We start from the raw sequence: 13,538 nt of genomic DNA, 5'->3' as shown, positions 1-13,538 counted from the left end.
TGCAAGCCTCTTTTCAGGAAGCCAGTTCCTCGAAAGCAGGCTTAAAGTCGGCCCAGAAGGCATCGAGGCGGGTGAGGGATTTTTCAAAGAACTCGAAGAAGTCGCGCCAATCATCTTCGCGGTATATATTCAGCCCCTGCTTTTCCACATAAATACGGCCGATGGTGCGGCCATTAGGCAACTCATAGGCTTCATCCCATACCAGCTCCGTTTTCAGGTACTCCTCCAGTATCTTCCGGAACTCCTGAAACTGCTCGAAGAACAGTTCCCGCATGCCTTCATCGGGCTGCTGCAGGTCAATACTTACCCTTCCAGACTTTTTATCGGCTTCTACCCGAAAGTAAATATCCTTTACACCGGTATGGTAGTTCAGCCACTTCAGCCCCCAGTCAGCCTGTGGCTCATGCTTTCGCATAAACACTCCAAAAGCAGTATAAAACCGCTCATTCCACGCACTTGCTTCGGCTTTTGAAAACATTTTTTAGACATTAGATAGGAGACTTGAGAGGTGAGATAAAGAAAGCAACCCATGCCTACGCCTCAAATCTCCTGTCTCACGTCTTAAATCTACAATTAGCTCAACCTATCCCTGTAACTTTCATAACCAAAGCTCCGCACCAGCTCAAAGCGGTTTTCTTCTTTCCAGATGCCGATGGAGGGAAGCTGCACGCCATTGAAGTTGGTGGTTTTGACCATGGTATAGTGGATCATGTCGTTAAAAATAAGTGGATCGCCTATTCGGGGCTCTTTCTCGAAATGATAATCGCCTACAAAATCGCCAGCCAGACAGGTGCCGCCGCCAATCCGCCACACATGATCTTCTTTATTGCGGCGGCCAACGTGATCCGCATCTGTAGCTCCGAGAATAACCGGCTTATAGGGCATTTCAATACAGTCGGGCATATGGGCACTTACAGAAGCATCCATCACAATGACGTTAATGCCCTGCGAATCCATCACATCCAGCACTTTTGCTCTCAGGTAACCCGTTTGCCAGCCAACAGCTTCGCCCGGCTCCAGTATCACATGCACATCGTATTTATCCTTGATGTACCGGATAAGTTCGATGAGCTGGTCAATTTCATAATCGGCCCGGGTAATATGATGGCCACCGCCCATATTCAGCCACTTGGCCTGGTGCAGCAGGGGAGCAAAACGCTCTTCCACCGCTTTAAACGTACGACCAAGCGCATCGGCATTGTTCTCGCAAAGGGTATGAAAATGCACGCCCTCCATTCCTTCAGGCAATTGATCGCCTAAATGATTGGCTGTTGTTCCCAGCCTTGAGCCAGGAATACAAGGGTTGTAAAGGTCGACCTCTACCTCGGAGTACTGCGGATTCACCCTTATGCCACAGCTGATACCTGCCGCCAGCGCTCGTTCTTTATACTGATTCCACTGGTTAGGGCTGTTGAAAACAATGTGGCTGCATATTTTTTCCAGCTCCGGCCAGTCTTCTTCGCGATAAGCCGGGGCGGTAAGATGGGCCTTTACCCCCATCTTCTCCTTAATCAGCATCGCTTCATGCAGGGAAGAAGCCGTACCGCCCGGCAGATATTCCCGTACCAGTGGAAAAGTGCTGTGCATGGCAAAACCTTTGAGTGCGCAGATAATTTCGCAGCCGGTCTCATCCATTACGTGCCGCAGCACCTTTAAATTATAGCGCAGCAGCCGCTCTTCCAGCACAAAGCAGGGGGAGGGCACCTGTGCAAAATCAGTGTGCGGACTTTTGTCGATGGGGAATTTTTCTGATGTAGTCATTTTTAATGAATCAAGAATCAGGAGCCAAGAATCAAGACATATTGAGTCAAGCTTTATCCTGAAATTTCTGAATTAAATTATGGAGCATTCTCTGAACCTGAATAACTCTACCCAAAACCTCCTGCTGCGACTCTTTCAAATAGCCAAGCCGGGTAGAAAGTAAAACCTGAGTCTCCAGTTCAAAGGCCGAGCCTAATGCAATGTTCAAAAATCTGGCGAAATCTTTATCGGTTCCCCTTCCAGTTCCTTCTGCAATATTGCTGGCAATAGAAACCACACTTCTTCGCATCTGGGAAATAAGGCCAAACCTTTCATCATTAGGAAGTTCAGCAGAGAGCCTGTATAGCTCTTCTGCTAACTCCATTGAAACCTGCCATACTTTTAGGTTCTTGTAATTGTGCATGGACCAATCTTGGTTCTTGATTCCTGATTCTTGGCTCCATGTGCATCAGGCAGGATACTCATGCGGCAGCTCGATGCCTTCTTTCTCGTGCCATGGTAGGCCATATTTGTTCATGGCATCCATGAAAGGATCGGGGTTCATTTCTTCGACATTGTATACGCCGGGCTTCATCCACTCGCCTTTGAGCATGAGCATGGCACCAATCATGGCAGGTACACCGGTGGTATAGCTTACGCCCTGAGCACCTACTTCTTTATAGGCATCTTCGTGCTTGCAGTTATTCCAGATGTAATAGGTTTTGTCTTTGCCGTCTTTAATACCTTTAATCTGGCAGCCAATAGAAGTCTGGCCGGTATAGTTTTCGCCCAGCTCGCCCGGCTCTGGTAGTACCGCTTTCAGGAATTCAAGCGGCACAATATCCATTCCCTGGAACTTGATAGGCTGAATGCTGGTCATGCCTACATTTTGCAGCACCTGCAGGTGAGTGATGTATTCCTGACCGAAGGTCATCCAGAAGCGGGCACGTTTAATGGTAGGGAAGTTCTTTACCAGCGACTCCAGCTCTTCGTGGAACAAGAGGTAGCTTTCCTTTGGGCCAATGTTTGGGTAATCGATAGGCTTATGGATAGACATTGGCGGGATTTCCACCCACTGGCCATTTTCCCAGTACTTACCATTTTGGGTAATTTCGCGTATGTTAATTTCGGGGTTGAAGTTGGTGGCAAAGGCCTTCCCGTGACTACCGGCATTACAGTCGATAATGTCGAGGTAATGGATTTCGTCGAAGTGGTGCTTGGCAGCATGGGCAGTAAATGCCTGCGTGGCGCCAGGGTCGAAGCCGCAACCGAGCAGGGCCATTAAGCCTTTTTGCTTAAAGCGGTCCTGGTAAGCCCACTGCCACTTATATTCGAACTTGGCTTCTTCCTTCGGCTCATAGTTGGCGGTATCGAGGTAATGCACGCCGGTCTCGAGGCAGGCATCCATAATTGGGAGGTCCTGGTAAGGCAGGGCCACGTTAATTACAAGGTCCGGCTTGTAGCTGTTGATGAGCTTTACCAGTTCATCCACATTGTCGGCATCGACTTTGGCCGTTTTAACACGGTCACCACCTACTTCTTGGGCAATTTTTTCTACCTTCGACAGCGTACGGCTGGCCAGCATAATGTCGGTAAATACTTCAGGTAGTGCGGCGCATTTTTTTACCACAACATTGCCGACACCACCGGCCCCAATAATTAAAACTTTTCCCATTGATATTAAATATTTAAGATTCAAAAAATTCGGCTTTGCCTTTGCGGGGCAATATTAAGAATTTTTAATCGATAAACCTTTTATACTAATCGGTTTGCCTGCCGGAATGTTATCCTGAATTCAGCGTAAAAGGGAAGGCCTCTCCTTTCTGAACAGGGATGGTGGGAAGTTTTATTTGTCGGTTGCGGAGGAGGAAGTGTGTAAATGACTGCTCAGACTGACAGGAAATGCTGGTGGAGCCTGTATTTTGGCTGGGGGCCCTTACTTTTCTTTTTCATTAAAAGGAATATAATTTTCCCATTGCCAGGGGGTATAAACATCCGCAATGGTCAGCTCCAGCAATTCTTTAAAAATACTTTCTCCGTTATTGCTGTTTGTCATCATCAGCACACCGGTACCAGTATTGGGGAAAAGGATTGAATAGTGTTGATAGCCTTCCGAATGTCCTTCTTTAAAAGCACCTAATCCATGTGGTGATGTAAGTAATCCCCAACCTAATCCATATCCTAAATCTATATCTTTATTTTCATGAGTATCAATGAAGGCATTGGGGCCGAATTGTTGTTTACTGCTTATCGAAATTTGCTTTTTAAACATCTCCTGGATAGAGCTTTTCTCTAATAGTTCTTGATTTAAGACAGCCTCAAGAAATTTAGAATAGTCTGAAAGGGTAGTTCCCAAACTGCCTGCAGCTCCCGCTTCATCTGCCTCATCTTTAGGCAATACATTTTGATGCTCGTCATGACCATAAGCATACCGGCTTTCCATTCCCTCCTGCCATACGTAAATGTAGCTTGTATTGTCCATTCCCAAAGGTTCAAATATTCGTTCCTGAGCCATTTCTTCAAGCCCCTGCCCCATAATTTGTTCTACCACAAACTGAAGCAGTGCAAATCCTTCTCCGGAGTAGCTATAGCGGGTTCCGGGCTCAATGCGGAAATAAAGCTTTCCTTCTGTATCGAACCCACTATTGGTTAAAAAGCGCCAGTTAGGAAAGCCGGTGGTATGCGTCAGGCACATTCTTGCTGTTATTTTTTCATACCTCCTGTCTTCCTGTAAGTCATTATACCCCCGCCAGCTTTTTTGAAATGTGTATTCAGGCAGTGGTTTATCAAGGTAATCCTGCAGGGGAGTATCAAGATTAATCTTTCCCTCCTCCACCAGTTGCATCACTAAATTCGCGAATACTGCCTTACTCAGAGAAGCCCCGTAAAATATACTGTTCCTGCTTAATGGATCTTTGGTAGCTACATTACCGTAGCCAAAAGCACGTTGATAGACAATTTTATTATTATTGAAGATGGAAATCCCCAAGCCGCTTACCTCTGCTGATTTCATCAGGGACTTTATCCGTTCTGTTATTTCCTTCTCTTCTATTTTCGACCCGTCAATTCTCATTACCTGCGATTCAGCCGGATAGGCAGCCAGAATAAGGATGAATACTAAAGAAACGATTTTTTTTACCTGCCTACCGTTTCTCAGTCGCACGATAGTATACATAATAAATACTACATTTGCCCCGTACAAAAACAAACCTGTAAACAGTACAGCATTACCTGCCGGCCAGTGTAAAATTTTAAACATGGCAAAGCCAATTAAGCACCCGTAGGTAATCACTGACCAGATAAGCTGGAAAACAATAATCTGTCTGCCTAATTTATCCACACCCTGAATTTTATCCCGCTTAAACAGCCACAGTGCCATGGGCACAAGTACGTTCAGCAGCGGCATAAACCAGTAAGAAAGGGCTGAAAGGCTCATGAGCTGCAGGAAACCCCGATCTTCTTTTTTGGTAAAATCCATCAGTTCTTCCACAGACACCTCCAGCACTTCGGCAATGGCACGAAGGGTATGGCCGCGGGGCTCACTTTCTCCTTTTTCTATCCGCTGAAGGGTCCGCAGGCTGATATTGGCTTTGTTCGCCAGCTCTTCCTGAGAGTAGCCTTTTTCTTTTCGGAGCTGTAAAACTTTTTTTGCGAGCGACATAGCTGTCATAGTTAATGGTCTTCAGCAAAAGTATCGCTGGAAGAGGCAATTAGTAGCGGTGCCCTTACGACATTTATACGTCATTTGTGTCCTTTGGCCTCAGAACCCATTATTTCCCGGTAAGTTTCAATGCCCTCTTCACTCAAATGAGGGCGTAAAATGGAGAAGGTAATTTTAGCATAATGCAGCGGTTTATCTTCTGTTTTTCCACTGTAAAGCAGCTCCGCTTCCGACAGCCAAAAGTCGCTGAGGCAGTACAGCTGCGGCAAGAGGAAGTGCTGGTAAAAGCCTGGTTCAGGCTCGGCCTTTAACTCCCCGCCTGCTTCAATCATAAAAAGTGCCACTGCTACCTGCTGCCGTCGCTGCTCGTAATTTTCGCGAAACTGCTGCAATAGCTGAGGGTACTGCCGGAACATATGAAGCAGGTCCAGCATAATAAACCGGTAATGATTCTGGATTTGGTAAGCTTTGTAGAGGCTGTTCCAGAGCATTCGCAGGTCTGGTGGGCCTCCCTGCGCTTTGGTAATTTCCCCTTCCAGTTCCTCAATTAATTGGTTCAGCAGGGCTTCTATAAGGGTATCGCGGTTGCGGTAATGGTAGGTGAGGTTACCTATTTGTATCCCAGCCTCTTCTGCAATCCGCCGCATACTAATGTTGCCTACCCCTTCTTCATTAAATAACTGGAGGGCTGCTTCAAGTATCCGATCCTTGGTCTTCATTCCGGTAAGATAAAAAAAATTGTAGGGCGATTGTACTAAAAGTTTAAATTAGTACACTGGTACTATACCTTAAAACCGGAAATCACAGCCATTGTTGTAGATGGCGACATTACTTAATAAAAGGAGAGCAGCACCTCCGTGAGACAGGCAGCCCTTTTCTGCATACTATTATATATTACGGGATTTGGATAAAAATACTTTTCCCATGCATATTCATATAATCATCCAACTGTTCCGCTACTTTTAGTGTCTGAAAGGAAGAGCTAAAGTTGCATGTATTTTATGTCAACCTAGTTTCTTACTCTACAACCTAAATGTTATAACTGATGAAAAAACTTCTGGTAGCTTTAATGGTGCTGATAAGTTTTTCAGCTCTGGCGCAGGAAGGCAATAAAAATAGCTTTGGCTTAATAGCCGGAACTGGCCATGCCAGCATTTTACGCGCCTCTCTGGAAGGGGCACCCAGCCTTGAGCTGAAAAAAAACTTTGAGCTCGGCGCTACTTTTTACAGGGAGTTAGGAGAAAAGCTGAAGCTTGAAACCGGCCTTTTTTACCATTACAACCAGTTAAATCACACATCTGTGTTTATGCCGGATGTTCCCCAGGTAAATACGCAGTACGATATTCACCTTATCTACCTGCCTGCCTTTCTGCGGTTATACCTCTCTGAGCACTTCTTTATTTCTGGCGGAGCCCTGGTGGATGTTGATTTGAGCAATAGCCTGGGCCTTAGCAGCAGTAATCCTTTGAGCAACCAGAGCGGTTTAGGGGCCAGCCTGGGCATTGGAGGGGAGCTGGCCCTTCATCCTAATGTGTTAGTGCAGGTTAATCCTTACCTGAACCTGCATGGTGGCTTGCCAATAAAAGGAGAGGATTATCCGGAGCGGATTTTAGATGCAGGTATTAAAGTAGGTGTCCGAATAAAATAGCAGCAAAAGTAAAGGCAAGCTTTTGCAGGAGAATTCTCTCTGAAACAAAAAAAGCGGGAGCTCAAGCCCCCGCGTTTTCAATTCCAAAACTATTCTTTTTATTCTACCACAAAACGAAAGCTGTCCTGCTGGTTTCCCTTGATGATCATCAGCTGGTAAACACCTGCGGCTATTTTCCTGGTGTCTATTTTTGTTCTGCGGTTTTGGTCACTGGCTTTCAGCTTAGCTTTATATACTGTTTTCCCGCTCAGGTTGATAATCTTCAATATCGCTGTTTCCTTTTTCTTCAGCCCTGCCTCTACATAAAGGTGCCTGCGGGCAGGGTTCGGATACAGTTGTACCAGAGATTTACCTTCTTCCAACTCAGCATCTGCAGGCTGCTGCTCAGCTGCTACTCTTGCGTTAGCCGAAGAAATATTAAGCGTATAATCCTCTACTTCACCATAGCTAAAGCTCTCACAGGCCCCCGGTTCTCTGTTGTACTTCATCGATACGCGCATACGGGTAGTGCCACTAATGGCGCCGGCCGGAACCTGGATACTTCCATTGATGACAGTATTCTTCGTTCTACCCTGCGACAGCACCTGCTCCCCGGCATCTGAAAAGTCGCCATCTACATTAAAGTCTATCCAAACCCTGTACCCTTCATTATACGTGCGGCCAGCCCAGTCTGGATAGATGGTGATGGAATAGCTCTGTCCGCTGTTTACATTCGCAGTAAGGCCTGTGAAATCGCCATAGCCGCCATTACTTCCGGAGGAATTATCGATATTACTGAAGACTACCCGCGCAATCCACTCTTCTGATGCATTAGAAGCTGAACTGCTGCAGTAGCTGACCACAGCAGGATCGGCGGTACGGAAATAGGCAGAAGCTGTAAAGGCCGAACTGCCATCTGCACAAACTGTTTTTACCTGAAATTCATAATCTGTCGAAGCAGTCAATCCGTTTAAGCTAAGGGCAGCGGAAGAGGTGGAATAGCTAAGCCAGCTACTTCCTGCAGTTTCTTTGTACTGCACTTCATAACTACTGGCTTCGGAAGGTCCGCTCCAGCTCAAATCGGCTGTTGATGTAGTAACGTTAGCTGCCATAAGGTTGGTTGGAGCCACACAGGTAGAAGGTTCAGTAGAAGTACCTCCTGAGAAATGATGCTGCCCCAGGTCGGCCACATAATCCTGGCTATAGCTATTCCATTCCCCTGCAAGGTAGCTCTCTGATGGACTTGCCGCCTCGGCCTTACGGATTAGACTCACATCCTGTCCATAGGTGGAGGCATCGTTAAAGGCACCCAAGATGTCAATTAAAACTCCTTTTTTGAACAGCCCTACGGCATCGTTCCCGTTAAAGGACATTACGCTTGAGCCCGTACTGATATCGGCAACGGCCTGCATACTGCTCATGGCCGAAGAGTGTACCAGCACAAATACTTCTCCATGCGCAAGGGAACCACTCAGCTTAAGAGGAGTAGTCCAATCGCCGGAGCCATTAGCCTGCTTCCGCAAATCGTAGGCCGAAAGGTCTAGGGCAGCACCCGTAAAATTAGCTACTTCAAGGCCTTTATTGTAGGAGGATCCTTCGATATATTCTGAAATAAGCAGGTCTGTGGCATAGCCATCGCCGGTATCGCCTCCTGCACTTTCCACGCTAAGGGTATAGGTTTGCTCGGTGCTCAGCTGGCCATCGCTAACCGCCAGAGCTACATTAAAAGAACCAACATCGGCCGAGCCGGGGGTACCGCTTAATACGGCGCTACCATCGCCATTATCGCTCAGACTTGCCCAGGCAGGAATACTGGTGGCGCTAAAGCTTAGCGCATCGCCATCGGCATCGGTAGCAGAAATATTATAGGTATACAGCTGCCCTTCGGTGGCTGTAGGGGTAGGATTGGAGGCAAAGACAGGTGCGGAATTTGCTGGTGCACTTCCGCCGCAGGCTTCTGTCCAGATATTGCACACAAACTCAGGGTGGTCTATAAATGGATTCCGGTTTTGCTGGTAATTGTAAATAATTTCGTGGCGCTTACGCTCGCTGTCATCGACCGGATCGTTGAGGTGCCACTGCACTAAAACCGAAAGTCGGGCATGGTAAGGTTCCTTGCTGAGACGATCCTGAAGCGTTTCTACCAGTTCCAGGTCGGGCTCACCATTTTCTCCTTCGTAGCGGGTGGCCATGTAAAAAATCATACGGGCAATATCGCCTTTCACCTGCAGGGGCGGCTCCCAAATCCATTCTGTATCACTGGTATAAGATTCCGTAGTGCCCTGGTAGTTTCCGGAGCCGTCGACATATTGTATAGTGGCCTCATCGAAGTTCCGGTTATTACGGGCTGAGTTGGTAGATATATCGGACGCCCGTATGTGGTGCAGGTCTGTGCCGGCCCCCTGAGTAGTACCAAAATCGCCACGCGACTTGGCCCACACATGCTCCCGGTTCCAGCCATTACCACTGTCATATTCTTTGGCAGCATCCATCGAAAAACCCGAATAAATCCCTTTTACATTGGCAGGGTTATTCGGGTCTCGGTCAGTTTCTTTTAAAATATCCCACACATCGGTGCTACTACTGGAATAGGGATAGGATAAGATGTGTGGCCGTCGATAATGTCGTTGAGGGCAGCTTTTAACTGTTCGCCCTGCAGGCCGGTGGCGGCATCATAATAGCCGGCGGGTGCCTGTGCAAATGCCAGCTTTGCCAGCATCAGGCTCCACAAAAAAATGGAAATTCTTGCGGTTTTCATCTTGGTTAAAGTTTGAGATACCGCAAGATGCCATTTTATAGCTGTCGATGCCTTTTATTATAAAAGCTTAACATTTATTTAATACAACATTTACAATTTTATAAGCAAAGCTTTAAAGTTAAAAACATTTATCCTTTTCCGCTGATTTACTTCTGTTTCCCAATGGCCGAATTTAATTTCGCTTGGCTCCATCAGGCAGTTTCTCTTTCAAGTATGCTGCCGTATAGTTGTCCTTCAGCTTAACCATCTCTTCCGGCGTGCCGGTAAAGGTAACATTGCCGCCACCTTCGCCACCTTCTGGGCCCATATCGATGATGTGGTCGGCTGTTTTAATCACCTCCATATTATGCTCAATAATAACAGCCGAATTCCCCTGCTCTACCAGGGCATTAATGGATTTGAGTAGTTTATTAATGTCTTGGAAATGCAGCCCGGTGGTTGGTTCGTCGAAAATAAAGAGAATATGCCCTTTGGTGGTATTAGTCCCCTTGCCCAGGAAGCTGGCCAGTTTAACGCGCTGCGCCTCGCCACCACTCAGAGAGTTGCTGCTCTGCCCGAGGGTAATATACCCCAGGCCTACTTCCTGCAAAGGAGCCAGTTTATTGATTACCGCCGATTGCTGTGCAAAAAATTCAATGCTGTCATCCACTGTCATGTCCAGCACTTCCGATATATCCTTATCTCTGAACTTAATATCAAGCACTTCCTGCTTAAACCTCTTGCCGCCGCAACCTTCGCAGGTCAGGTAAATGTCGGCCATAAACTGCATTTCTATTTTTACCTGTCCTTCGCCCTGACAAATTTCGCAACGCCCGCCTTCCACGTTAAAGCTAAAGTGCGAAGGTTTATAACCGCGCTGCTTCGCCAGGGGCTGGTCGGCATAGAGCTGGCGAATGGCATCGTAAGCCTTTACATAGGTTACCGGGTTGGAGCGCGAGCTCTTACCAATCGGGTTCTGATCCACAAACTCTACCTGTGTAATTTTTTTATAATCGCCTTCCAGCTTATCGAACTTGCCCGTGCTTTCATTGACCGTGCCCAGGAGTTTGCCTACCGCCGGGTACAGAATTTTCTTGATCAGGGTTGATTTTCCGGAACCAGATACGCCTGTAATGACACTAAGAACCCCCAGCGGAATCTGCACATCTACATTCTTCAGGTTGTTTTCGCGGCAGCCTTTTAGTTCAATCCTGTCGCGCCACCTGCGGCGGAAGTCCGGCACCGGAATTTGCTCACGCTCGCTCAGATAGCGGGCGGTATGGGTTTGCCCGTCGGCCATCAGCTCCTCGAGTGAGCCCTGGAATACCAGCTCCCCACCGTGTGAACCGGCATCGGGACCAATATCCAGAATCTGGTCGGCTGCCTTCATTACTTCTTCTTCATGCTCTACTACAATTACCGTGTTACCCAGGTTACGCAGTAACTCCAGTACACTAATCAGGCGGGTAGTGTCGCGCGGATGCAGACCAATACTAGGCTCATCGAGTATATACATGGAGCCTACCAGCGCTGAACCAAGGGAAGTAGACAGCTTAATCCGCTGAAACTCTCCGCCGGAAAGGGTATTGGCCACCCGGTTCAGAGTCAGGTATTCGAGCCCAACGTGCTCCAGATACTCCAGGCGATTTACAATTTCTTTCAGGATACGCTCCGCCACTTTCTGCTGATGAGGTGTTAGCTCCAGCTGACGGAAAAATTCGCTCACCCGATTAACCGGCATCAACACCAGGTCGGCAATAGACTTGCCATTAATTTTTACATACTGTGCATCCTTCCGCAGACGTGTTCCCCGGCAATCGGGGCAGGCAGTGCGGCCACGATAGCGCGACAGCATAACCCTGTACTGAATCTTGTGCAGCTTACTCTGCAGGAAAATAAAGAACTGGTTGATGCCCCGAAAATAGCGGTTGCCCGTCCAGAGCAATTCCTGCTCAGCTTCTGTTAATTCGTTATAAGGGCGGTGCACCGGAAAATCGAACTCAATACCTCTCTTCAGCAGCGGCTTAAGCCACTCTTCCTGCATACTCGCTCCCCGCCAGGGCGCAATGGCCCCTTCGTACACGCTCAGGCTTTTATCCGGAATCACCAGGTCGGGGTCGATACCCAGCACCTGCCCGAAACCTTCGCAGGTTTTGCAGGCACCGTAGGGATTATTGAAGGTAAAAAGGTTAACAGTAGGCTCTTCGAACTGCAGCCCATCCAGCTCAAATCGGTCGGAGAAGTGATGGCGGCCCTTTCCTACAATATCAATAATACAATCGCCATGGCTCTCGTAAAAAGCGGTTTGCACGGAGTCGGAGAGGCGAAACTGGTTATCTTCATCATCGGGCTGTACGCTGGCCCGGTCGATGAGCAGGTCGTATTTCTGTTTTTGCAGTTCTTTTTCTTCCTGCTCCAGCAGCTCTTCAATAAATACTGTTTCTCCATCGGCCACAATACGAGTGTAGCCCTTACTCATCAGCACTTTAAAATCTTCCTTCAGGCTCCGCTCAGTGTGGCGCACGAAAGGGCAGAGAATCAGCAGACGGGTGCCTTCTTCATGGCTGTTAATAAAGTTAACCACATCAGTTACTGTATCGCGCTTTACCTCTTCACCGCTAATGGGCGAATAGGTAGTACCGATTCTGGCAAAGAGCAGTTTCAGGTAATCGTAAATTTCGGTAGTAGTACCAACTGTCGAGCGTGGGTTCTTCGTCGATACCTTTTGCTCAATGGCAATGGCCGGCGATACACCTCGTATATACTCCACCTCGGGCTTTTCCATCCGGCCCAGGAACTGGCGGGCATAGGAACTGAGGCTCTCCACATACATGCGCTGCCCTTCGGCAAAAAGAGTATCGAAGGCCAGGGATGATTTTCCGGAACCTGAAACACCGGTAACCACCACCAGCTTATTGCGGGGAATTGCCACGCTCAGGTTCTTCAGGTTATTGACGCGTGCGCCTTTGATGATGATATATTGTTTGGGGTCGAGCTCATCGAGCTCTGCTTCAGAAGCTACTAAAATATCCTGGTTCATAAGTCTGCAAAAATACGAAGCGCCTGGCAGCTTTGCCAAGGCTTAGAAAGGTAACAGCAAAAGAAGCAGAAAAAGTTTAGATATTTCTTAATGAAAAAGGGGTGCGCAGCAGCCTTTACTAAAAGATTAAATCATTAACAGATAAACTAAACAGAAAGATTTCTTTTTCATTATAGCGATACATCAAATACCTTGCTCCTATGAATACCTACCATGAATCGCAGCCCCTGCGGGCCCCCTGGCTCTATTTGGCCGCGGCATTCACCTTTACCGTCCTCCTTTGGGCTGGCTGGACAGAAGGGCGGATGCTGAGTATTTCTTTCATTTTGTCATCCTGCCTGGTGCTCGCCCTCTTTATCGCCCTTTCTACTGCCAGACTCCACCTGAACTTTAGCGAGCAGGGCATCCGCTATCGCTTTACTCCCTTTCACCTGAAAACGCATGGAATTAGCTGGAAGGAAGTTAAAGAAGCCAGACTGATAAACTACAGCGCCCTGATGGAATATGGAGGGTGGGGCATTCGCTACAATATTTTCAACCACACCAAAGCTTTTGTGGCGAAGAGCGGCAGCGGATTGCTTATTATCACCAGCAGTGGTAAAAAACGCCTCTTTAGCATAGAGAAGCCGGAAAATATTGTGCACTTCCTGCCTTCCTCAGAGGCTTTCCGAGATAAAATTTAATTATGTATTTTTCTTAAAAAAGGAAATTTCCTGCTGCACTGAACCTTTAT

11 protein-coding genes are annotated in these 13,538 nt (G+C 47.5%); 2 read left to right on the top strand and 9 right to left on the bottom strand.

The window, feature by feature from the left end; all coding sequences use genetic code 11:
• Positions 1–13: 13 nt before the first annotated feature.
• The 6 genes from F752_RS0107255 to F752_RS0107230 form a co-directional block, all read right to left on the bottom strand.
• Positions 14–478: a DUF4268 domain-containing protein gene (locus F752_RS0107255; protein WP_017731066.1), complete on the bottom strand. Its 465-nt coding sequence runs from the start codon at positions 476–478 to the stop codon at positions 14–16.
• Between the two features lie 95 nt (positions 479–573).
• A complete protein-coding gene (gene nspC, locus F752_RS0107250; protein WP_017731065.1) occupies positions 574–1,761 on the bottom strand; it encodes a carboxynorspermidine decarboxylase in 1,188 nt (395 codons plus the stop codon).
• 46 nt (positions 1,762–1,807) lie between these two features.
• Positions 1,808–2,164: a four helix bundle protein gene (locus tag F752_RS0107245; RefSeq protein ID WP_017731064.1), complete on the bottom strand. Its 357-nt coding sequence runs from the start codon at positions 2,162–2,164 to the stop codon at positions 1,808–1,810.
• Positions 2,165–2,209: 45 nt separating this feature from the next.
• Complete coding sequence (locus F752_RS0107240; protein ID WP_017731063.1) at positions 2,210–3,415, bottom strand: saccharopine dehydrogenase family protein; 1,206 nt, start codon at positions 3,413–3,415, stop codon at positions 2,210–2,212.
• A gap of 261 nt (positions 3,416–3,676) precedes the next feature.
• A complete protein-coding gene (locus tag F752_RS0107235) occupies positions 3,677–5,401 on the bottom strand; it encodes a serine hydrolase (RefSeq protein WP_017731062.1) in 1,725 nt (574 codons plus the stop codon).
• A gap of 80 nt (positions 5,402–5,481) precedes the next feature.
• Positions 5,482–6,120, bottom strand: a complete 639-nt coding sequence (locus tag F752_RS0107230) for a TetR/AcrR family transcriptional regulator (RefSeq protein ID WP_017731061.1) — start codon at positions 6,118–6,120, stop codon at positions 5,482–5,484.
• A 326-nt stretch (positions 6,121–6,446) separates the two neighbouring features.
• Here F752_RS0107230 and F752_RS0107225 point away from each other — a divergent pair, with 326 nt between their 5' ends.
• The gene (locus F752_RS0107225; RefSeq protein ID WP_017731060.1) at positions 6,447–7,049 is read left to right on the top strand and encodes a hypothetical protein; all 603 of its coding nucleotides are present in this window, start codon (positions 6,447–6,449) and stop codon (positions 7,047–7,049) included.
• Between the two features lie 98 nt (positions 7,050–7,147).
• Here the strand turns inward: F752_RS0107225 and F752_RS26505 are convergent, their stop codons facing one another.
• The 3 genes from F752_RS26505 to uvrA all read right to left on the bottom strand — a co-directional run bounded on the left by F752_RS26505 (position 7,148) and on the right by uvrA (position 12,805).
• Positions 7,148–9,598 (bottom strand): endonuclease, encoded by a 2,451-nt coding sequence (locus tag F752_RS26505; RefSeq protein ID WP_017731059.1) that lies wholly within the window; start codon positions 9,596–9,598, stop codon positions 7,148–7,150.
• Entirely contained in the window at positions 9,583–9,786 is a 204-nt protein-coding gene (locus F752_RS26500; protein ID WP_017731058.1) for a hypothetical protein, read from the bottom strand. Before F752_RS26500 ends, F752_RS26505 begins: the two co-directional genes overlap by 16 nt.
• Before the next feature lie 172 nt (positions 9,787–9,958).
• Entirely contained in the window at positions 9,959–12,805 is a 2,847-nt protein-coding gene (uvrA, locus tag F752_RS0107210) for an excinuclease ABC subunit UvrA (protein ID WP_017731056.1), read from the bottom strand.
• 200 nt (positions 12,806–13,005) lie between these two features.
• On the opposite strand from uvrA, the gene F752_RS0107205 reads away from it, so the two are divergent.
• Positions 13,006–13,488: a hypothetical protein gene (locus F752_RS0107205; RefSeq protein WP_017731055.1), complete on the top strand. Its 483-nt coding sequence runs from the start codon at positions 13,006–13,008 to the stop codon at positions 13,486–13,488.
• The last annotated feature ends 50 nt before the right edge of the window (positions 13,489–13,538 follow it).

The sequence above is a fragment of the Nafulsella turpanensis ZLM-10 genome (assembly GCF_000346615.1).
Taxonomy (GTDB): Bacteria; Bacteroidota; Bacteroidia; order Cytophagales; family Cyclobacteriaceae; genus Nafulsella; species Nafulsella turpanensis.
This window is presented reverse-complemented; position numbering and strand designations above follow the sequence as displayed.

What these genes read in the sequence shown, in the direction of transcription:
- F752_RS0107255 (WP_017731066.1), bottom strand. Translation starts at nt 478, where the DNA reads ATGTTTTCAAAAGCCGAAGCAAGTGCGTGGAATGAGCGGTTTTATACT.
- nspC (WP_017731065.1), bottom strand. Translation starts at nt 1,761, where the DNA reads ATGACTACATCAGAAAAATTCCCCATCGACAAAAGTCCGCACACTGAT.
- F752_RS0107245 (WP_017731064.1), bottom strand. Translation starts at nt 2,164, where the DNA reads ATGCACAATTACAAGAACCTAAAAGTATGGCAGGTTTCAATGGAGTTA.
- F752_RS0107240 (WP_017731063.1), bottom strand. Translation starts at nt 3,415, where the DNA reads ATGGGAAAAGTTTTAATTATTGGGGCCGGTGGTGTCGGCAATGTTGTG.
- F752_RS0107235 (WP_017731062.1), bottom strand. Translation starts at nt 5,401, where the DNA reads ATGTCGCTCGCAAAAAAAGTTTTACAGCTCCGAAAAGAAAAAGGCTAC.
- F752_RS0107230 (WP_017731061.1), bottom strand. Translation starts at nt 6,120, where the DNA reads ATGAAGACCAAGGATCGGATACTTGAAGCAGCCCTCCAGTTATTTAAT.
- F752_RS0107225 (WP_017731060.1), top strand. Translation starts at nt 6,447, where the DNA reads ATGAAAAAACTTCTGGTAGCTTTAATGGTGCTGATAAGTTTTTCAGCT.
- F752_RS26500 (WP_017731058.1), bottom strand. Translation starts at nt 9,786, where the DNA reads ATGAAAACCGCAAGAATTTCCATTTTTTTGTGGAGCCTGATGCTGGCA.
- uvrA (WP_017731056.1), bottom strand. Translation starts at nt 12,805, where the DNA reads ATGAACCAGGATATTTTAGTAGCTTCTGAAGCAGAGCTCGATGAGCTC.
- F752_RS0107205 (WP_017731055.1), top strand. Translation starts at nt 13,006, where the DNA reads ATGAATACCTACCATGAATCGCAGCCCCTGCGGGCCCCCTGGCTCTAT.